Annotated in this window: 18 protein-coding genes and 1 pseudogene; 9 read left to right on the forward strand and 10 right to left on the reverse strand. The window is 40.3% G+C overall.

What is annotated here, in order from left to right; translation table 11 throughout:
• Window positions 1-177 precede the first annotated feature (177 nt).
• Window positions 178-837, forward strand: coding sequence for a reverse transcriptase domain-containing protein (locus F5613_RS07545; protein WP_246303372.1), 660 nt, complete (start codon window positions 178-180; stop codon window positions 835-837).
• Here the strand turns inward: F5613_RS07545 and F5613_RS07550 are convergent.
• Entirely contained in the window at window positions 741-2,462 is a 1,722-nt protein-coding gene (locus F5613_RS07550; protein WP_179399297.1) for an ISL3 family transposase, read from the reverse strand. The two genes, F5613_RS07545 and F5613_RS07550, sit on opposite strands and share 97 nt — an antisense overlap.
• A gap of 163 nt (window positions 2,463-2,625) precedes the next feature.
• Between F5613_RS07550 and F5613_RS16690 the strand changes: the two genes are divergently transcribed.
• The 6 genes and pseudogenes from F5613_RS16690 to F5613_RS07575 all read left to right on the forward strand — a co-directional run bounded on the left by F5613_RS16690 (window position 2,626) and on the right by F5613_RS07575 (window position 7,168).
• On the forward strand, window positions 2,626-3,051 hold the full coding sequence (locus tag F5613_RS16690) for a reverse transcriptase domain-containing protein (protein ID WP_394353454.1): 426 nt from the start codon (window positions 2,626-2,628) through the stop codon (window positions 3,049-3,051).
• A 72-nt stretch (window positions 3,052-3,123) separates the two neighbouring features.
• Window positions 3,124-3,492: a group II intron maturase-specific domain-containing protein gene (locus F5613_RS16695; protein ID WP_394353455.1), complete on the forward strand. Its 369-nt coding sequence runs from the start codon at window positions 3,124-3,126 to the stop codon at window positions 3,490-3,492.
• Between the two features lie 183 nt (window positions 3,493-3,675).
• Entirely contained in the window at window positions 3,676-4,155 is a 480-nt protein-coding gene (locus tag F5613_RS07560) for a pyridoxamine 5'-phosphate oxidase family protein (protein WP_179399298.1), read from the forward strand.
• Between the two features lie 815 nt (window positions 4,156-4,970).
• Entirely contained in the window at window positions 4,971-5,333 is a 363-nt protein-coding gene (locus tag F5613_RS07565) for a hypothetical protein (RefSeq protein ID WP_079681885.1), read from the forward strand.
• A 27-nt stretch (window positions 5,334-5,360) separates the two neighbouring features.
• Window positions 5,361-6,475: pseudogene (locus F5613_RS07570) on the forward strand (sodium ion-translocating decarboxylase subunit beta).
• Between the two features lie 168 nt (window positions 6,476-6,643).
• Window positions 6,644-7,168 carry a nuclear transport factor 2 family protein gene (locus F5613_RS07575; protein ID WP_179399299.1) on the forward strand — a complete coding sequence of 175 codons (525 nt, stop codon included), beginning with the start codon at window positions 6,644-6,646 and terminating at the stop codon, window positions 7,166-7,168.
• Window positions 7,169-7,358: 190 nt separating this feature from the next.
• On the opposite strand, the gene F5613_RS07580 is transcribed toward F5613_RS07575, so the two are convergent.
• On the reverse strand, window positions 7,359-8,882 hold the full coding sequence (locus F5613_RS07580; protein WP_179399300.1) for a helicase HerA-like domain-containing protein: 1,524 nt from the start codon (window positions 8,880-8,882) through the stop codon (window positions 7,359-7,361).
• A gap of 81 nt (window positions 8,883-8,963) precedes the next feature.
• Window positions 8,964-9,893, reverse strand: coding sequence for a DMT family transporter (locus F5613_RS07585; protein ID WP_179399301.1), 930 nt, complete (start codon window positions 9,891-9,893; stop codon window positions 8,964-8,966).
• Between the two features lie 132 nt (window positions 9,894-10,025).
• On the opposite strand from F5613_RS07585, the gene F5613_RS07590 reads away from it, so the two are divergent.
• Window positions 10,026-10,823 (forward strand): tRNA threonylcarbamoyladenosine dehydratase, encoded by a 798-nt coding sequence (locus F5613_RS07590; RefSeq protein ID WP_079681890.1) that lies wholly within the window; start codon window positions 10,026-10,028, stop codon window positions 10,821-10,823.
• Here the strand turns inward: F5613_RS07590 and F5613_RS07595 are convergent, their stop codons facing one another.
• Genes F5613_RS07595 through folB form a run of 5 tightly spaced genes read right to left on the reverse strand, consistent with a single transcriptional unit; the run spans window position 10,824 to window position 15,322 of the window.
• Window positions 10,824-11,516 carry an HAD family hydrolase gene (locus F5613_RS07595; RefSeq protein WP_245832478.1) on the reverse strand — a complete coding sequence of 231 codons (693 nt, stop codon included), beginning with the start codon at window positions 11,514-11,516 and terminating at the stop codon, window positions 10,824-10,826.
• 33 nt (window positions 11,517-11,549) lie between these two features.
• Window positions 11,550-12,197: a MarC family protein gene (locus F5613_RS07600; RefSeq protein ID WP_079681891.1), complete on the reverse strand. Its 648-nt coding sequence runs from the start codon at window positions 12,195-12,197 to the stop codon at window positions 11,550-11,552.
• A 20-nt stretch (window positions 12,198-12,217) separates the two neighbouring features.
• Window positions 12,218-13,459 (reverse strand): PNGase F N-terminal domain-containing protein, encoded by a 1,242-nt coding sequence (locus tag F5613_RS07605; protein ID WP_179399302.1) that lies wholly within the window; start codon window positions 13,457-13,459, stop codon window positions 12,218-12,220.
• A gap of 6 nt (window positions 13,460-13,465) precedes the next feature.
• On the reverse strand, window positions 13,466-14,908 hold the full coding sequence (locus tag F5613_RS07610) for a monomeric [FeFe] hydrogenase (protein WP_079681893.1): 1,443 nt from the start codon (window positions 14,906-14,908) through the stop codon (window positions 13,466-13,468).
• 51 nt (window positions 14,909-14,959) lie between these two features.
• Complete coding sequence (gene folB, locus F5613_RS07615; RefSeq protein ID WP_079681894.1) at window positions 14,960-15,322, reverse strand: dihydroneopterin aldolase; 363 nt, start codon at window positions 15,320-15,322, stop codon at window positions 14,960-14,962.
• A 91-nt stretch (window positions 15,323-15,413) separates the two neighbouring features.
• On the opposite strand from folB, the gene F5613_RS07620 reads away from it, so the two are divergent.
• Window positions 15,414-15,770 (forward strand): bactofilin family protein, encoded by a 357-nt coding sequence (locus tag F5613_RS07620; protein ID WP_079681895.1) that lies wholly within the window; start codon window positions 15,414-15,416, stop codon window positions 15,768-15,770.
• A 74-nt stretch (window positions 15,771-15,844) separates the two neighbouring features.
• On the opposite strand, the gene F5613_RS07625 is transcribed toward F5613_RS07620, so the two are convergent.
• Window positions 15,845-18,532 carry a 4-alpha-glucanotransferase gene (locus tag F5613_RS07625; protein ID WP_179399303.1) on the reverse strand — a complete coding sequence of 896 codons (2,688 nt, stop codon included), beginning with the start codon at window positions 18,530-18,532 and terminating at the stop codon, window positions 15,845-15,847.
• A gap of 88 nt (window positions 18,533-18,620) precedes the next feature.
• On the reverse strand, window positions 18,621-21,161 hold the full coding sequence (locus F5613_RS07630) for an adenosylcobalamin-dependent ribonucleoside-diphosphate reductase (protein WP_079681897.1): 2,541 nt from the start codon (window positions 21,159-21,161) through the stop codon (window positions 18,621-18,623).
• Window positions 21,162-21,375: the final 214 nt, after the last annotated feature.

Raw genomic sequence — 21,375 nt, forward strand, 5'->3', positions numbered from 1 at the left:
AAGATTGAAAGAATACGTCCATAACTGGGGAGGTCTCACGGGCGAGGTCATCCGAGCAGTAACAACGAACCGTGAGAAGTCAGCAGAGGTCATAGTAGCCGGGCAAGGAAAAAAAACATCGACAACCTGGTGAAGGACTGAACTTTAATTAAACTGGAATTATTACATTATTACCAAATGGAAGAAACAATGCAGCAAACAACAGAATCTGTTGGCTGCCATCAGATGAATAGGACGGAATCCGAAGGGTATGATGGAGCGCAGACTTTTATGAGGATAATAGGTGAAAACCTAGTGGAAGTGCAGATAGGCACAACCAATTTGTTGGAACTTATCCTGAGTCCCGAAAACTTAAATCGATCTTATCGACAAGTAATAGGGAATGACGGATCCGGAGGCGTCGATAAGATGGGAACGAGCGAACTGTTGCCATACCTGAACCTCCACAAAGACGAATTGATAGAGCAGCTACAAAAGGGTAAGTACCGGCCCAATCCGGTCCGTCGTGTCGATATCCCCAAGGACAACGGCAAGGCACGTCAACTCGGTATCCCTACGGTTGTTGACCGGTTCATCCAACAGGCTATAAGCCAAATGTTGATACCGATATACGAACGAGAGTTCAATGACAACAGTTTTGGCTTCCGCCCAAACCGCAGCGCCCACGATGCGCTGAAGCGGGTGCAGGAATATGCAGACAATGGGTATCATTACTGGTTCTTCGTCAAATTTGGTGCAGGTTATCCTAAGTTGGAAAGCACGACCTTTCGTCTTAACAGTTCAAATCCAGCCCTGCCATACATCTCTCTTTTCTTGTTTTTTAATCTGTTTACATGACCCTCCACAACTCCATTACTCCAAGGGTATTTAATGGCGTTTTTTACTGCTTCCAAATCATGAATAATGCCATTTATAAAACTTTTAATCCTCCGTATTTGGGTCGACTTATACTTCTCGAGCCATTGGTCTAATCTAAGTTCATCTTTACTGTTCAAAACCTCTCTAAAAGTGTTGTATACCTCTCTCATGCTTTTTAATAACATAGAGGAGTTAATAATATCCTCTGCCAGTATGTGAGACTTGCTACACTCGCCTGTTTCCTTTGAAACACCCCATTCACTATTTGTTAAATGTATAGCAAGTCTGTTGGGTGACATTCCGCTAAATCGAGTTTCTTCATAAACTATCGGAGAGGTATTTAATGCTACTGGTAATCTTTTCTTATTCTGATATTCCGGGAAGTGCCTGTTGAACCACTGATAAAAAGATGTTTGATTACCCTTGAATCCCTGTTTTTTCAGAGACACAAATATATTTCTTACATTTAACCCCTGATTACAACACTCCTTAATCAGATCCATAAAATCTCCATAATTATTATAATAGATGGTTGCTCGTGGCAACAACTCTTCCATTTCAAAATAATATCTTACAGTATTACGGCTAATGTTTAAAGCCTTGGCAATTGCTCTTTGAGAGTAGTTGTTGTTTTTAAGCTCATGAATCCTGTTAAACAACTCCTGTTTTCTATGGTTAACACTATTGGTGTGTTTGTTATATTGTGAATCGCTGGTATTTTCGTTATCTCCACTACTTAAGCAGATGTTATTTTTTTTGCTTTTATAAAGACTCTTCCTGTGAGCCAACCAACTATTTTTAATGGTTTTATACTCCATTCGTATTTCATGTGCTATGTGATCTCCCAGATTTTTCACTAAATGAAACCTGTCTGCTATTTGTGACGCCTTGGATGCCCCAGACTTTATAGCATTAGAGTAGCTGCTTGATCGATCCCTGGTTACATACAGTATGGAGTTATGTCTTATAAGCCAATCTGCAACCTCCTCCTTGTCTCTACTCTTTAGTAGTTCTACGGGACGGTGATTAATCGCATTTACAATAATAGTACCATACGATTTGCCTTTCCTGTATGCCCAGTCATCTATGCCTATGGTAGTTAGTTCCTGAAAATGGGGCATTTCTATAGACTTAACGATTCTAAGACAGGTAGAACTGCTCTGCTTTATTGATAGGAGCTCACTTATATACTCACCTTTACGAGAAGAGACCTCAATGAGCAGTTTTTGCAAAAAGTGACTTGTGCGATCTGTCAGTCGTGAGTGTTTCCGCGTTAAGGGCAGATGTTGCTCAGAGAAAACTGTTTGAGTGCAATTACTGTAACGGCATCTAAACTTTCTGACTTTCAGTATAATTTTAACAGCTCTGCCAACTACAGCTAGATCTGTTAATTTGCGCATATAGGATGAATGGACACTTTTACTCCTTTTACCGCAACAGATACATTTTGCTGTCTTGTCTTTAAGACGGGCAGATAGAAGAATCAAATTATCACTTATAACGGAATCATAGAATACAACACCTGGGATTCCAAAAATAGCTTGGAGCGAATGTTTGTTTATAAAAAAGTTATTATCTTTGGGTTGGCTAGTGTTGTCAATCATCTTTAAATCCTTTAGTGTCAGACCTTTAAAGATAATAAAAATAATTCTATTATACTAGCTTTTTGTTATTTATTTGCCTGTATATCAACACAATAAGTCAATTATACTGGTTGTTTAAGAACCGTTATTTTGCACCAAATTTGACGAAGAACCTCATTACTGCATAAACCTAGACTTGGAGCGATTCTTCGATACAGTAAACCATAGCAAGCTTATAGAGGTGTTGTCACGTACAATCAAGGATGGACGGGTAATTTCACTTATCCATCACTATCTCAAAGCGGGCGTAATGGTTGCTCATAAGTATGAATCAACCGAGGAGGGGGTTCCTCAAGGGGGTCCGTTAAGCCCGATTCTAAGCAATATCTTGCTGAATGAGCTTGATAAAGAGTTATCTCGCCGAGGTCATCCATTTGTCCGCTACGCAGACGACTGTCTGATTTTGGTTAAAAGCAAGCGTGCCACAGAGCGAGTACGAGACAGTATATCCACCTATTTAGAGAAGAAACTCTTCCTTAAAGTGAATATGGAAAAGACCATCATTGGAGATCTTCGAGGCAAGAAATACCTCGGCTACTCATTCTACTGAAGGTCCAAAGGCAAGTGCGGTCTATGCACCCACCGTACAAGTCAAGAAAAGTTCAAACGCACGCTCAAACAAATAACCAAACGAAACAATGGAAAAGGATATGCATGGCTAAAGCAACGATTGTCACAATACATACGAGTCTGGCTAACTTACTACAGTTTAGCAGACATGAACCGATTTATCCAAAAGACGGATGGTTGGTATCGTCGCAGGCTAAGGACGTATATATGGAAGAGTTGGAAGAAAATCAGCACGAAGTCACATAATCTCCAGAAATGTGGTATAAACAAACATCAGGCTTGGCAATGGGCTAATACCCGTAAAGGATACTGGCACATAGCCAACAGCTGGGTGCTGCATCGGGCAATTACAGATGAGAGTCTAGACCGAGCAGGTTATCCACAAATAATGAGATTATATCGCCGTCTGCATCGTAATTAAAGAACCGCCGTATGCCGAACGGCATGTACGGTGGTGTGAGAGGTCGGAAAACAAAAGTAGGAAGAAAACTACTTTTGTTTTCCTCCTACTCGATTGTTAAATTTGAGATTGTAATCGATATAAATTTTTAAGGTATAAACTATCTTTGTCTCTTATTGAAAGTTATAAATAATAATATGATTCATGAACTACAGAAATGAAGATATACGTCGGCAGGATAGAACACTCTCTATAGAAGGTGTCAATAGGTTACTTTTAGATGGAGAGTACGGAGTGTTGTCTATGGCGAATGAGCATGGCGAAGGCTATGGAGTGCCACTTAATTTTGTCCTGGATGGCGAGACAATCTATTTTCATGGTGCGCCTGAAGGAGATAAACTGCGGTCACTTCGTACTTCTAAACAAGTTTCTTTTTGCATCGTTGGAAAGACAAAGCTTATACCTGAGCAATTTACAACTGCTTATGAATCTGTAATTGTAAAAGGAACTATAGCTTTGGATTTATCTTTTCAGGAGAAGATGCATGCTCTTGAGTTGATTATTCGTAAATATTCACCTGAGTATTTAGAACTTGGGATGAAAGCATCCGAAAAGTCGGCACATCGTACTTTGGTTTACCGGCTGGATATAGTTTCTGTTTCAGGAAAATGCAAGTTAGGATAATATAGTTATGTAAACTTGTTCCAGATGCAATCGAGCTTCTTTATTTTGCTGTTTGTTTTTTGTTTCGTTAACAATATATAGTAAAAATAAATAATAAATTTTGTATTAATATGAGTTAAGTCCATTTTTTATATCTACTTTCGCACATCGAAAAGTGATAAGGTTAAAAGACTGATATTCATACTATTTTTGTTTGTATCGTATCTTCATTTCAATACAAATGATGCCGGATTGTTAACCGATTCGCCTGCGTATGAGTCATGTTCGGTAAGTAGTGAAAAGGAAAGTCTTTATCATGCTGGTCAAAAACAAACGGCTGCCAGTAACCCGCTTGTAGAACTAAAATTTGAGGTAGGGCAGTTTAGAGAAGATATTACCTCCCGCAGTTACAGATCTCCAAGATATAATTTCTCTTCCGCTATCTTTTCTTTGTCGCCGGATTCATTTTTTCGAAATATCCGATTAGCTGATTTTCGCAAACCTCTTTCACTTAATTCTCAGAAGAAGGAAATCCTTCATCTCAATCACACCCTGCGTATTTAGCGGTTTCCCGTATCTTTCCTGAAGTTGCATGAATGCTAAATCTTGTACAGAAATTGTGCAGGAGTTGCAAGTGTGTTCATTTTGATCAGGAATCGTCTGTTATTTTAATCCGTATATTTTCCGGTAGTAACTGAGTATGTTTATACTTAGTGCTTCTGTTGTAGTTGCTGAAACGCAAACGACAGGTTGTGTCTGTGTGTACGGATGTCATTATTCATGTTCTTAGAAATATGATTTTATTCAAAATACTATTTTATTAATTGTAATCTAACATGTTACACATTTTGTATGTTACTATCGAAATGATGGCGCTTACTTTCGTCATCGGATTTGTGGTTGCCGCCATAATCAAATCTATTGCCTACGCAACAGATAGCATTGAGTTTTATAACGTTAACAAGGAGGAAATTGATCGCTTGGAACGTATGCGTTATAAACGATTAAAGAGAGTAAAAAGAACATTTGCGGATGAGAACAGGTCGTGGGTGGAACGCGATTACGGAATCAGTCGTGGCCGGGTTGTTCAAGAATTGAATGATGAAATGCTGAAGGGCGTTAGTAAAGGTCGTCCTGATTTTGATATCAATCAGTATTATTATGCAGCTTTTCCTGGTAAAACCAAACGGATTGCTTAAAAAAGATATTAAAAATAGAAAGTTAAAATGGAGAATATAGATTTCTTGACTCTTTTTCAGGGATTTGGCACGATGATGGCCGGAGGCTGGGTATTGGGATGGTTGCTATTAATTGCGGTACGCTTTTTATGCCGGGAGGAGGATTGAGTAATTTATTCCTTGATCCGATGTTGAGTGATACTGATGAGTTGATGAATATGATGCAGATCGATTTTCTGCAGCCGGTTTATACGCTTACTTTCAGCAATGGACTGATAGCTTGTTTTGTTTTTATGGGAATTGGTACATTGTTGGATGTAGGGTTTTTATTGCAAAAGCCTTACGTAAGTATTTTTTTAGCCCTATGCGCCGAATTAGGAACTTTTTTGGTACTTCCTATTGCTCATGCTTTTGGCCTTAGTCTGGGCGAAAGTGCTTCTGTTGCAATGGTTGGAGGGGCTGATGGTCCGATGGTTTTGTTTACATCGCTGGCATTGGCCAAAAACTTATTTGTACCTATAACAGTTGTGGCTTACCTGTATCTTGGACTTACCTACGGAGGATATCCTTATTTGGTTAAGCTCCTTGTCCCCAAAAAGTTGCGTGCTATCAAGATGGTTCAGACCCGTACACCCAAAAATTACAGCTCAAAAGTGAAATTGGCTTTTGCAGTGTTATTATGTGCTGTACTTAGTTTCTTATTTCCAGTGGCTTCGCCTCTATTTTTCTCACTGTTTTTAGGAGTTGCTGTTCGAGAGTCTGGCATGAAGCATATTCAGGATTTTGTTAGTGGTCCTTTATTATATGGATCAACGTTCATGTTGGGTGTATTGCTTGGTGTGTTATGTGACGCCAAATTGCTTTTAGATCCCAAAGTCTTAAAGTTATTGGTGTTAGGCATTGCTGCGTTGTTATTGTCCGGAATAGGAGGAATAATGGGCGGATATATCATGTATTTCATAAAGAAAGGAAATTTTAATCCTGTTATCGGTATTGCGGCTGTAAGTTGTGTACCAACCACTGCCAAGGTGGCTCAGAAGATTGTGACGAAAGACAATCCTGACTCGTTCATTATGGGCGATGCATTGGGGGCTAATATTTCGGGTGTAATTACATCGGCTATTATAACAGGTATTTACATTACAATAGTTCCCTACTTATAAGGGTTAACGGTTGGTTTAGTATTTTTGGTTGTTGTATTTTTAGGTTGCCTGATGGCGTCCGGCAGTATGTCTGCCGGACAGCCATCTTTTTTTTGTTCAAACAAACGGAGACAGTTTTTGTTTTATTTACAGTGATTTGTTAGTGTAAAACATATAAAAAAATTATGTATGAGAAACAGAACAGTTTTAGGATTGGTATTGATGCTTTTTACAGTATTTACAGGATGGGGAGCCAATGTTCCACAATCGGTCGAACCGGATAAAGAGCAAATGATAAAGGAGGTAAAGGCGCTGGTAGATAAATTGGTGCAGGGTTGTGAAACTGCTAATGCCGATGAAGTTTTAGGTGTGTTAGCTAATTCTCCTGAGTTTTCATATGTAGTGAACAGGCAGTATAGCACCTATCCCGAGTTTGAAAAGGGTCTTAAAGGATGGTTTGAAATGATAACAGGGCAAAAGTTGACAGTAGAAAATGAACGGTTTTCATTTCCATTTTTTAATTCGGTGCTTTATACGGCTGATTTGGGTATTGTTATGAGTTATAAAAACGGCCGTACAGTAATAACCGATCGAGGCCGATGGCTGCTGTTGTTTAAGAAAACTGGAACCGAATGGAAGTTGATTCATGGCTCAGAATTTTACATCTATAAAGATGCTCCAAAAGATGCTCCAGCTACGCCTCCAACACCATAAATAATGTAAGTTAATATAAATGCAAAAGGTCTGATTCTCACGAACCGGACCTTTTGCATGATTTAAAAATTATCTTATGAAAAAATTAAATAATAGATGTTGCATCTATGTATACAAATATACGTTTTTATCGCTTTTCAATTGTGATGTGTGATGTGTTATAGAGCATATGTACTATTATTTGATCTTTTTATTTCCCTTTTATAAGTGTTCCGAGTACGCTACGGACAATTTGAGTACCTAAAGTTCGTCCTACAGAAGAAAGCATATTTCCGAACATGCGTTCCGTAGGACTCTGTCTGCTGCTGTTTCTTCGTTCGTTGTTTATTCGTCTACCTTCTTCTGCTTGCCATTGTTTTTCTTGTTTTATACGTTCCTTTTCTTCCTGCTCACGTTGTTTGTTCAGAATTTCTTTTTCTTCTTCCTGTTGCTTAAGTAAAGCTTCTTCCTGTAGTATCTCGTAAGCAGAATGTCGGTCTGTTGTTTTTTCGTATATTCCATATAGCGGCGATTGTTTAATGGCTTGTGCCCGTTCTGCATCTGTAATTGGCCCGATTTGTCCTTGTGGACATAACATTTTGGCTCGTTCTACAATGCAAGGAGCACCTTTTGAATCAAGAAAGGATACAAGTGCTTCGCCAGTTGCAAGTTCGAGTATTGCGGTCTCTGTTTCGAATGCTGGATTCTGTCGGAATGTCTGTGCAGCTGTTTTTACCGCTTTTTGATCGCGTGGAGTAAAGGCACGCAAAGCGTGTTGAATGCGGTTTCCTAACTGACCAAGTATACTTTCCGGCAGATCCAATGGATTTTGAGTAATGAAGTAGACGCCTACGCCTTTGGAGCGGATGAGACGGACAATCTGCTCGATTTTATCGAGCAATACTTCTGGAGCATCATCGAACAGCAGGTGGGCTTCATCAAAAAAGAATATAAACTTGGGCCGTTCCAGGTCGCCTACTTCGGGTAGTTCTTCGTATAGAGAGTTTAACATCCATAACAGGAAGGTTGCATATAACTTAGGTGAATTAAGGAGTTTATCAGCTGCCAGAATATTTATTACACCTTTTCCCTGTTCTGTTTGCAGAAAATCATAAATGTTAAATTCGGGTTCGCCAAAAAAAAGATCACCACCCTGATCTTCCAAATTGAGTAATCCACGTTGGATAGCCCCAATACTGGCTGCCGATATATTGCCGTACTGTGTTGTGAAACTACGTGCATTTTCTCCTACATAGGAGAGCATTGCACGAAGGTCTTTTATATCAAGTAGTAGCATTTTGTTATCATCTGCAATTCGAAACACAATATTAAGTACTCCAGACTGGGTGTCGTTCAACATCAAAAGCCTCGAAAGCAATAGTGGTCCCATATCTGATATTGTAGTTCGTAGCGGATGGCCTTTTTCAGCGAATACATCAAAGAAACGGGTAGGATATCCTTGAAATTGGAATGTTACACCAAATTCTTCCTGTCGTTTGGCAATAAAACTGTTAAGTGTCCCGGCTTTGCTGATACCGGACAGATCTCCTTTCATATCAGCCATGAAGACGGGAACGCCCAATTCGCTGAAGCTTTCCGCCAGTATCTGAAGTGATACTGTTTTTCCAGTCCCTGTCGCTCCGGCAATCAACCCGTGACGGTTGGCCATTTTAGGATGTATATAGAGCGGCATACTGCCGTGAGCCACATATAATTCCTTGTTGTCTGTCAGCATAAGATAAAGGTATTAGGTTTATAATCACAATAATACAACAAATGAGTGTGAAAAACAAGTAGCCAGTCTTAAAAGAATTTGTTAAATAAAGAACAAAGAAACACCTATTACGCTGATGATTGCGCCAAATACCTCTTTCAACGTGATCTTATTTTTGAAAAGCATCCGTGAAGGCCATAGGATAAAGATAGGGGTAAGAGCCATCAGTGTTGAGGCAATACCTGCTTCTGTATACTGTACGGCCATCAATGAAAATGAAACGCCGATAAATGGACCGAAAAGTGTAGCCCCCAGTGCGGCTTTCATCCCTTTGCTATCACGTACCGATAGAGAAAGACTGGCGAATTTACGTGTATACCACATGACGGCCAAAAAACCCAGGGTACCGGTGATTGCCCGTATAAATGTAGAGGCAAAGGGAAGCATCTGTGAAGCCTCAAGCATGCCTTCGGGGATGGAGAGTGCATAATAGTTCATCCCAACCTTGCTTAAAACCAGTCCCACACCTTGTCCTATGCCAGCACCAATACCAAACATGACTCCTTTAAGAGGGAGTTTAAGACCGAATTTATGGCTTGTGCCTCTGCTCAATACAGATAGTGCGATGCCAGAGAGGGTGACCAGCATTCCGGCTATAGCTTGAATTGATAATTTTTCGCCAAGAATTAACCATCCGGAAAAAGCGGCGGCAATAGGGGCTAGAGTCATAAAGAGCTGTCCAAAACGTGACCCTATCAGAACATAAGCATTGAAAAGACAATAATCTCCTAGGACATAGCCTACAAAGCCTGATAATGATAGCCAGAACCAAGTACGTCCATCAGCATATATTGGTAGAGGCGAACCGGTAAACCACCACAATGTGATTCCTAAAAAAAGCAGGGAGAGAGACATACGGATCACGTTGAGTTGCAAAGAGCCCAGTCGTTTACTTCCCACTTCGGCAAATAGGGCTGTGGCGGTCCATGAAATGGCAACACCAACAGAAAGAATCTCACCAAAATATTGCATTTCCTAAAATTTGCGCGCAAAGGTACATTTTTTATATCTTTCGTGGTTAAAAATGGTTGTATTCTTATCCAGGTTTTTGTGTTGGTGTATTTTGTTGTATTTTTGCGGCCAAAATCAATGCAAATATATTGAATGGGGTTAGAAAAAGGTATTTTTAAACGTACGGAGTTATTGGTTGGCAATGATTGGATGACACGTATTGCATCAGCTCGTGTAATAATTTTCGGAGTAGGTGGTGTAGGTAGCTGGTGTGCTGAGAGTCTGGTTAGATCGGGAGTCAGATATCTTACAATTGTTGATTCCGACCGTATTTGTGTCACCAACATTAATCGTCAGTTGATGGCCACGACTAAGACCGTGGGCAGAGTAAAGGTGGATGTACTTAAAGAGCGTTTACTTGATATTAACCCATTGGCCGAAATAACTGCGCTGCAGCAGATTTACAGTGCTGAAACAGCCGATTCGTTTGCCTTGCATTCTTACGATTATATTATAGATGCGATTGATAGTCTGGAAAATAAAGCCGACTTGATTCGTAGGGCAACAAAAACAGACGCGGTATTCTTTTCCTCAATGGGAGCTGCCCTGAAAATGAATCCGTTAAAAATTGAAGTTGCTGAGTTCTGGAAAGTAAAGGGTTGTCCGTTAGCAGCAGCACTTCGCAGGAAAATGAAAAAAGGCGAGAAGCCTTCTAAAAAATTTAAATGCGTGTTTAGTGAGGAGTTACTCGAAAACAGAGGCGCTAATTCCTCTTGTGGTACAAGTGCTTGTCTATGTCCGAAATCTCATAATGCACCCGGAGATCCGGATCTTGCCAACCATGAATGGTGCAGTTCGAAGGCACGCATTAATGGAACACTCGCCCATACAACTGCAATGTTTGGTTTTACACTTGCAGGCTTGGTGATGCAGGATTTGTGTAAGGAATAATCATAGGAAATCGACAATATCCCATAATGTGCCAACCTCTTTGAATCTGGAATTTTGTTGAGGTGCTTCGGCTGTTTCGTGCGCCCAAGTAGTTTTATACGGAACGTGAATGGCATAACAGCCAAGACTGAGTGGGGGAAGAATATCCGATTTCATAGAATTACCAGTCATAAGAAATTCTTCTGGTTGTATGTCCAGATGATTTAACAGTTGTCGGTATGTCTGGGGTGTTTTGTCGCTTATTATTTCTACGTGATGAAACAGGTGTGCAATACCTGAACGAAGAAGTTTACGCTCCTGATCCAACAAGTCTCCCTTGGTTACAACAATGAGTTTGTATTTTCCATACAGGGCATTGAGTGTTTTGTGAACATCTGGTAATAATTCGACGGGTTGTTCGAGTTGTTCTTTTCCAAAAATAAGTATTTGATGTAAAAGAGAGGCGGTTGCCTGATCCCCTGCAAGCTTAATCGCTGTTTCCATAACAGAGAGTATATAAGCTTTAACTCCATACCCGTACAGTGGCATATTTTGCATTTCTGTTCGATACAGTTGATCGGCAACAATTTCTTTGCTTGCGTATGGGGCTAGCAATTCATATAGTTTATGCTCGGTTTCTAAAAAATAACTTTCATTAATCCAAAGGGTGTCATCTGCATCGAATCCGATTACTTTGATCTTGTCCAGTTTCATCTACACTTATGTTTAAATCTTCAATAATGTATTCTATTGTATAGGTGCTTGACGAAGGATGTCTATCAGAATAGGTTTGATTCCACTTACAAAGAATTCGATAGCGATAACCATAAGAATAAGTCCCATCAGACGCATCATCACATTATTGCCAGTCTCGCCTATGATTTTATTAATGCGGGTTGCTGCACGCAAAATGATGAATGTTAGCAGATATACGATCGCAATAGAGGCAATAAGAACTACCTGCATCCAAAAGGTATCAGCCTCTTCCATAAGTACAATTGCATTAGTAATGGATCCCGGTCCGCAAATCATAGGAATGGCAAGGGGGGTGATTGAAATATCTTTTGCATAAGTTTTGATCTCGTCTTCCTTGAGTTTTACTTTTGTTATACGAGCCTGAAGCATGTCCCAACCTATGGCAAAGAAAATAACTCCACCAACGACCCGGAAGCCGTTGGTGGAGATACCAAAAAATTTAAACAATAGCTGACCAGAAACAGCGAACATCACCAATGTGATAAAAGATACGATGGTAGCCCTCTTTACAATGGCTTTCCGCTCCATATCAGAAAACCCGTCAGTCATGGTTAGAAAGATAGGCATGATGCTGAGTGGATTGGTCAGCGTAAAAAAAGAGGTGAGGCACAGTAGTGCGAAAGGTAACAACGTATCCATGGTACAGCTTATTTAGAAATTTATTTATCCCAAACCAAATAGGCTGAAATGAGCCAGTGGTTTAGTTCGTTGTCTTTGATGTTTTGAGCTTCAGGAATGCTGAAGGTGATTGTATGACTTCCTTCACCAAGGTTAGGAAGAGCAACCTCTACCGGTTTTACATCGCTGCCCGGACACCAGTTGGAGCGTGATAAATCTGAAGAAGCCAATGGTTCTTCCACCAACTTCTTTTGGTATCCACCTTTGCCAATATAGGCTGCCAGACGTTCACGCAGCCACACACCTGTTGCAGGATTAAAACGACGGAAGGAAGCGCAATCGTCACGCCATGGTATAAAATTGAGCACCTCTTTACCATCAATCGAGATGATGTTTCTCTTTTCAACAAACTCGTCTCCTCCAGAATGACCACCGTGGCCTGTTACTATATATTTCAGCTTTACGTTGCGGGCGCCGGCAGGAATGTTGAATGTGGTGGAAACGTCCTTACGTGCAAAAATATCGGGATAGGTTTGTCCCATATAGTATACCGTATTAATAAGAGGTTCCACGTGTTTTTGCTTAATAGCATCGACTCCTATCTGCGATTCTTCAATATCAAGTACAAGGCTTGCAATATAGCCTTCAGGTGTCCAGGTGTCAATAAATATTCCCACATAGGCTTCGCGTTCAAGCATTGAATACAGATCAGTAATATCTTGCTCCCAAACTACATTTTTAGCCCATTTATCAATGTAAACAGGTTTACGGGTACTACTCAGGCTATCGTTGTCGTTACTATAAAATCCAACGCCGAAAGGAGTCATAAAGCGCAAAAGTTCAACAGTCGGTTTATAGTTCTCGCCAGCCAGTACCCCGATTAGTTTCTCAAGTTTGGTGCTGTCTACTGCAGGAAATTTCTGTTCTCCTTTGGCAATATTGAGTAAGTTTATTGCAGAAGATTTAGGAAGTACGAAGCATGAACCCGACTTATCCCAGCGGTCTCCATTAGATGCAAGAGTAACCTTCGCCTTTACCTTTACATTACGTTGATAAGGTGGTAAGGTTATTTTTTTTAGAATGATACGTCCGTTGGTAAGGTGAATCACGCTATCTGAAGCCGATTCATTAATACCATCGGGGTATTTATCCGGAGCAAAGCGTACCGGAGTCTGGTTAAATACTTGTAATGTCCTGTTTCCATAGGAGGTAAGTTCTTTACTTCCGCATGAGAATAGCATCAGGGTGCCTGTAAGGGCAGCTCCTAATAAAAATCTGTTCATATTGTGTTATCGTTTAGTAAGTTCGTTTATAAGTTGTTTCTGACCGGTTTTTTTGTCGTTGTGAGTACAAGGGCCCGTTACGCAACCACCTTCGCAAGCCATGACTTCAATGAATTGTGCAGGTGTTTTGCCAGTCTTAGCGAATGCACGCAACAGACCAATGTTCTTTTTATCAAGGTTAGCCACTTGAACGGCGCTAATACTGTCTTGTTCTTCTTTTAAGTAGACTTTAACGGCGTTTACTACTCCGCCACTCTGAGCAAATCCATGGGCTTCACGTACAGATTTGAATAGTACGGAAAATGGTCGTGCTTCGTTAATATTGATGTTTAGTCCTGTTAAAATTGAACCAACCTCTTCGAAGGTTAATGTAAAATCGACACAACCATCTCGTTTTACCTCTTGTCGCTTGGCTACACAGGGTCCCACAAATACAATTTTTGCATTAGGGTATTTCTCTTTTACGATCCTGGCTGTGTAGTACATGGGTGAACCGGTGTGAGAGATGTATTTTTTCATATCCGGAATGTGCTTGTTGGCAAGCTCAACGTATGAAGGACAGCATGAGGTAGTCATGAACGGTTGTCCTTCAGCCAGTTTTTCCTTCAGTTCTTCTGCCTCACGCCGGGTTGTTTCCATCGCACCTTGTGCAACTTCCACTACTTCGGCAAAGCCCATGGCCTTGATCGCTCCATATACATTTTCGATTGGAGCACTAAATTGAGCAAGGATGGAAGGGGCTACAATTGCAACCATTTCTTCTTTATTACGCAATCTTTGTAAAACATCAAATGCCTGGGAAATTTCAAATATGGCTCCAAAAGGACACGCATTTATACATTTACCACAGTAGATACATTTGCTTTCATCAATGTGCTCAATGCCATACTCATCTTTACTGATTGCTTTCACAGGACAAGCCTCCTCACAGGGAATCGGTACATAAACAATTGCATGATATGGACAGCTGCTATGACATTTTCCGCAGCTGATGCAGGTTTCGTGATCAATGCTGGCCTGACCGTTCTTTTGAAATACGATGGAGTCTTTGGGACAGTTCATGTAGCAGCTACGGGCTACACATCCACGGCAAAGGTTGGTGATTTCGTAATTGACTTGTACACAAGAAGAGCATGCTTCATCAATTACGCATAGCAGATTCTCTTTTTTATTTTCAGTACGCAGCAGAGCCTTTTTTGCATATTCAGACAATGGTGTTAGCTCGTCAACTTCATCGCTCATGTCAAACCCAAGTAATGGAAAGGATTTGTACTTCCAGACAGCTCGCTCTTTGTGTACACAGCAGCGACCTATTACTTTTGATTTACGGGGACTTAATTCCAAAGGAAGGCGGTCAATTTCATCCAGAAGACGGTTTTCATTCCAGAGTCTGACCAATTGCGCCAGCAATTTATGACGCACAATCATTACGTTATTGGTAAAAGCCATAGACGATGTTTGAACTTTAGGGTACAAAGATACATAAAAAGCCCTGATATATCAACGGAACTTTTCGTTAAGAATTATTGATGCGCTGTGTACCTCTCCCGAGAATGGAGGATTGAGTTTGGAAAGCTTTAGCGTTATCTCTTTTACGATTGGATATTTCTCTTTTATAGAGTGAACTATCCTGCCAGCTACATGCTCAAGGAGTTGGGAAGGTATACTCATTTCATCTTTTACCAGACCGAATAGCTGACTATAATCAATGGTATCTTCTAACCGATCACTTTGAATGGCATTGGAAAGGTCTGCTGTAAGTAATAAATTGACGACAAAAGTATTTCCAACCAGCTTTTCTTGTTGAAGAACTCCGTGATAAGCGTGGAATATCATTTCCCTTAATTCAATTTGTGTTGTCATATTGTTTTAAATTAGAGGTAAAAGTAATGAATTTAAACATATCTGACAAAAAAAGTCTATATTTGTCTCTTCACAAAAGAAATAGGATATGATGAATCTAAAACATAAGGAGGAAACTCCTGCTGGCGGACTGCATAATGTATTGTCGTCAGGTTCTGCAATAAAAGGGAATGTAATGGCTGATACTGATTTTCGTCTTGATGGTAAGGTGGAAGGTGATATTCTTTGTGGCGGGAAAATAGTGATAGGTCCTAAAGGTTCTGTTTTAGGCAATGTTACTGCCGAAAATGCGGAGATAATGGGCGAAATAGCCGGTTGTGTAAAAGTGAATGGCAAGCTGGTACTAAAATCGACTGCCCGGATAGCAGGTGATATCTGTATCCGATCAATCGAGATTGAGCCCAATGCGCGTTTTAACGGTAAATGTATTATGTCGTGCGAAGAGTAAGCTCTCCGCACGATTTATTTGCTGAATATTTTTTCTATAGAATATAGAATAGAACGTATTTAATTTTCTTCATCTCAATGCCTACCGCTTTTTCTAATCAGGAAGGATATCTTTTCATTTAAAGAATCAGCCTTTATCAATTCCTCCAGATTAATGTGCATACGATACTGCCAGTAATGTCTGGAGTTCGCTGGCACGTTAATTCGTTCGGACTCTATATCGCTTCGTTTTATGGAATCATCTATTGCAAACCAATCTTGAAGTGGCAGAATGGTGAGCATGGATTGTGTTTCAAGATGATTGGATATAATCTGTCTTGCTAAATCTTCCCTGCATTCGTCTGGAGCTACTCCAACTCTTAATAATACCTGGTTGAAATATCGCTGGGTTTTATCCGGATCTTCTTTCCACCAATTTCGGATCGGTGTCATATCGTGAGTAGATGTTGTACAAACGGAGTTATAGGGTAACGACAACAGATCTGAAAACTCTCTATGAGATGTTTTGGGCATACGTTCTATCTCCAGACTTAAAATCTGAAGCTTTTTCATCACTTCGGGTACAGAATCTGGTATCATACCCAAATCTTCTCCACAAACCAGCATGTCGGTACAGGCAACTAATGGTACTAAATGCTTATAGGCTTGTAATTTCCAATATTCAGTATGCCGGCGATAGAAGAAGTGCCAGTATAATTGATCGAATGCATACCGTTCGCTTTCCGAAAGTTCTTTATAAATGAACGAGTTCATTGCGGATATGCGGGGGTGAAACAACAGTTCGTTATGCGGATCAGGCAAGAAAAGCATCTCATTTGCTATGGCAAAAAGGCCCTCTTTAATGCGTTGAGATTTTAGATCTTCTTTGCCTTCGAACAACTTTTCGATTTTACGCTGTGTATTGCAAAATGGTTTCAGCACATAATGATTGGATGAAGATTGGGCAAGGAATGAGCCTTTTACTTCCGATGTAAGTTCATCAAATAATTCGGTTAAGAATTTTTGATGAATATGCGGTGTCGTAAAGCGGGCTTCATTGAAGGTAAGCCCATACTGCTCAATCTCGTTTCTGGAGAAGGGTAATGCTGGATTGAAATGACCGCACAATCCCTGGATAAAATCCAGTGGTATCTCCCAAATCCGAAAGAAGCCGAGGATATGATCGATACGGAAGGCATCGAAATAGTCGGACATTTTACGAAAACGTTTTTTCCACCAGGCATAGCCGTCTTTTTCCATCTCTTCCCAGTTATATGTGGGGAACATCCAGTTCTGTCCATTGGCAGAGAAGTCGTCAGGTGGTGCTCCAGCCTGTCCATTCATATTGAAATACTTCGGCTCTGTCCACGTTTCCACACTGTTTCTGTTCACTCCGATGGGAATGTCTCCTTTTAGCACAATACCGTTTTTACGGGCATATTCACTTACCGAACTAAATTGGGTATGTAGGACAAACTGCAGGAAATAGCTAAATGCTATTTCTGGATATGCTTCACTGTTTTTGGCACAAAGAGCCTGAATTGCACCTTTGTCATAATTGGCGAATTTACCCCATTGACTAAATTCGGGAGTGCCATTTTTATCCCGTAGATAGCAATAAGCTGCGTATGGGAGCAGCCAGGATTCATTTTGTGTATAGAAAGTATTGAACGCCTCGTTTTCAATACACTGAAGACCTTCTTGCTCGAAGTAGTCGCGACAATAAGCCGTTTTGTATTTTACAACCAACTCATAGTCTACAGCCTCTTTTGCATTCAGATTGTGTTGTATCTCTGCATAAAAATCGGCTTTCTTTTTATCTTTAAGCTCACCCAACCAGTTTAGACTGATATACATTGGATGAAGCGCAAATATAGATATGGCACTGTATGGATAGGAGTCCACCCAAGTATGTGTCATCGTGGTATCATTCATGGGGAGGGTCTGAATGATGCATTGTCCGGTTTTCCTTGCCCAGTCTATCAAGAGACGCAGATCAAACAAGTCGCCAGTGCCAAAACTGTTCTCTGAACGGAGAGAGAAAACGGGTATAACTGTGCCTGCTCCACGCCATAAAGGTTGTACGTCTCGATAATACAATCCGGATATAACTACCGCTTCTCCATTGGCCTGTGGTGGAAGGTCGAGTACCCTGTTTTCACCACCTTCCCAACTTACAATACTTCGTGAGTTATTATCATATAGGATAAATTTATATTCAAGCGGATTATGTAGTTCTGAAGCATCAAGGTCAATGTGCCATTCAGGAAAGGTGTCACAGCTTAGTTTGAGAGCTTTGTCGGGATTCCAATCACCTAAACAAGGTTGATTTCCGGTAATAGCGACTGATTGATGTTTTTCTATACGAGGAGCACCAACTTTGATGGAAATTTTTTTATCGCTTTTAACAATACGTTCATGAGTGTTGCAGGGATGTGCAAAAAGACTGTGAGTAAACGCAGAGGTATAAAAGGCAAGATTGGCTGGTCTTACTTGCCAGTAATCATACAAAGAGTATTTTGAAAACTCCTTGTCGAAACTGATTCTATGGTTTTTCTCCCATTCTTCAAAAATTCTCTTTTCGTTTACACTTATAAAATACCTATATTCAACATATTCGGTATCTTCTGGTAAATCAAGTGTCAATTGCCAGTTCCCACCATCAGTATAAACCATTTCTTTTGCAAACACCGGATCCCAGGATCCTAAAGCCGGTATAGATCCGACAACGTACAACTTTTGTCCCCAAACGGTGTGGAAGTTTATTATAAAGGTTACTTTCATATGTATCAAATATAGTAATGGATACGAAGGTATAAAAAATGCGGAGAAATATCCCCGCATTTTTTAGAATAATTATAGTTCGTTTTTATTATCCGCATCTTGATGCTCCGCAATTGGTACAGATAAGGCATCCTTCCTGATAGATCAAGGTTTCATGTCCGCAATTTGGACACTTCTGGCCTTTCGCTTCTGTTCCGTTAGGCAGGTATTTCTTTAACGCTCTTTCCACGCCATTTTTCCATGTATTGATTGACTCGTTGTTAAGTTCAAGTCCCTGTACCAATTTGATGGCCTGATCGATGGGCATACCATATCTTAAAACTCCGGAGATAAGTTTAGCGTAATTCCAAAATTCGGGATCAAACTTACCATCCAAACCTTCGATAGTCATTTTGTAGCCACGCTTATTCTTGAACTGGAAATCATAATGTTTATTCCCGTCTTCGTCGTAACTCTTGATTATAGTTCCCTTTGTTACGTTTTTAGGAAGCATGATTCCCTCTTCATCATCTGCTAGACCAGTGAATATTTCATAAGGTTTTCCATTAAGGAGTCCTACGAAGGCTATCCATTTTTCTTTGTTGTTCTGGAATTTAACAACATCTGCTTCCAGCTCACGAGGGCGTTTAGCTACTATCACTGGAGGCTCCATGCAGTTTGCATCTTCTTTTTTCTTGGTTTTCTGAGTTGAGACAAGTACTCCGGAACGAGAACCGTCACGGTAAACTGTACATCCCTTGCATCCGCTTTTCCAAGCTTCAATATATAGTTTATCTACCAATTCTTCATTTACATCTGCAGGGAGATTTATGGTAACGCTGATCGAGTGATCTACCCATTTCTGGATTCGTCCCTGCATTCTTACTTTTTGTAACCAGTCAACATCGTTTGATGTTGCTTTATAGTAAGGAGATTTAGCGACAAGTTCATCTATTTCTTCCGAAGAGTATCTCTTGGTTACAGAATATCCATTAGCCTGCATCCATGTAACAAAGTTATGATGGAATACAATATACTCTTCGTATGCGTCACCGGTTTCATCAACAAAGTCTACACGAGCATCGGTATCATTAGGATTTACCTTGCGTCTTCGTTTATACACAGGAAGGAACACAGGCTCAATACCTGATGTAGTTTGGGTCATCAGGCTGGTTGTTCCTGTAGGAGCTATGGTTAAACAAGCAATGTTACGACGTCCGTATTTAACCATATCTTCGTAGAGACTGGGATCTGCTTCACGCAATCTGTTGATAAACGGATTTTTTTCTTCTCTTTTGGTATCATATATTTCAAAGGCACCCCTTTCTTTTGCCATGTATACTGATGATCGATAAGCTTCAATGGCCAAGGTACGCTGGATGTTCTCAGCCATGTCTGTAGCTTCATCAGTTCCATAGCGTAATCCAAGTGCAGCAATCATATCTCCTTCGGCAGTAATACCCACACCGGTACGTCTTCCCTGCAATGTTTTTTTCTGTATCTTCTCCCACAAATGACGTTCGGTTTGTTTTACCTCATTTGTTTCTGGGTCTGAGTCTATTTTTGCAAGGATCTTTTCGATCTTTTCACTTTCAAGATCAATTATATCGTCCATGATGCGTTGGGCAAGACGTACATGCTTTACAAACAGTTCATAGTCAAAATAAGCCTCTTTAGTAAACGGTTTCACTACATAGGAGTATAAGTTCAAAGCCAGTAAACGGCAGCTATCATATGGACACAATGGAATTTCTCCACAAGGATTTGTTGAAATCGTCTGAAACCCAAGGTCAGCATACGAATCAGGTACAGATTCTCGGATAATAGTATCCCAGAAAAGTACTCCTGGTTCAGCCGATTTCCATGCATTGTGTATAATCTTTTGCCAGAGAGTGGCTGCGTCAATCTCTTTTACTGTTGTTGGATTTGCCGAATCAACGGGGTATTGTTGTTTATAGGTGGTTTTGTTAACGACAGCCTTCATGAAGTCGTCGTCCAATTTCACCGAAACATTGGCTCCGGTAACCTTTCCTTCGGTCATCTTTGCATCAATGAACGATTCTGAGTCGGGGTGTTTTATTGATACGCTAAGCATCAATGCTCCTCGGCGGCCATCTTGTGCAACTTCTCTGGTTGAATTTGAGTATCTTTCCATGAAAGGTACCAATCCGGTAGAGGTAAGTGCAGAGTTCTTTACCGGAGAACCTTTTGGCCGGATGTGAGATAGGTCATGACCTACACCACCACGTCGTTTCATTAGCTGCACTTGTTCTTCATCAATGCGGATAATAGCTCCATAGGAGTCGGCTTTCCCATCCATTCCAATTACAAAGCAGTTGGATAACGAAGCAATCTGATGATTGTTTCCAATACCAGTCATCGGACTTCCTTGTGGAACGATGTAACGGAAATGGTCAAAAAGCTCGAACAATTCCTGTTCGGAAAGAGGGTTGGGGTATTTTTTTTCAATTCTCGCAATTTCACCAGCGAGGCGATGGTGCATATCGGTCGGAGTTTTTTCGAAGATATTTCCGAAGGCATCTTTAAGGGCATATTTGTTTACCCATACCTTGGCGGCTAATTCGTCGCCTGCGAAATATTCTTTTGAAGCTTTAAATGCTTCGTCAAAGGTGTATGTTTTGTTGTCCACAGCTAATAGTTTTTATTACAGTTGCAAGTTTAATAATACTTTGCAACTTGACCAAATGTTATACGTTAAAAAACGGATGAAAATAGATAATTTCCAAAAATAAATTTTAATATCTTGATATTCATTTGTTTACAAAATTTGAGAAGATGAAAAGTTTTCCAAAAAATAAAACCTTGTTTTTTGTAGGTTTTCCAAAACAGAAAAGGATGCTTTT

Origin of the sequence: Macellibacteroides fermentans (genome assembly GCF_013409575.1) — a bacterium.
Classification (GTDB): domain Bacteria; phylum Bacteroidota; class Bacteroidia; order Bacteroidales; family Tannerellaceae; genus Macellibacteroides; species Macellibacteroides fermentans.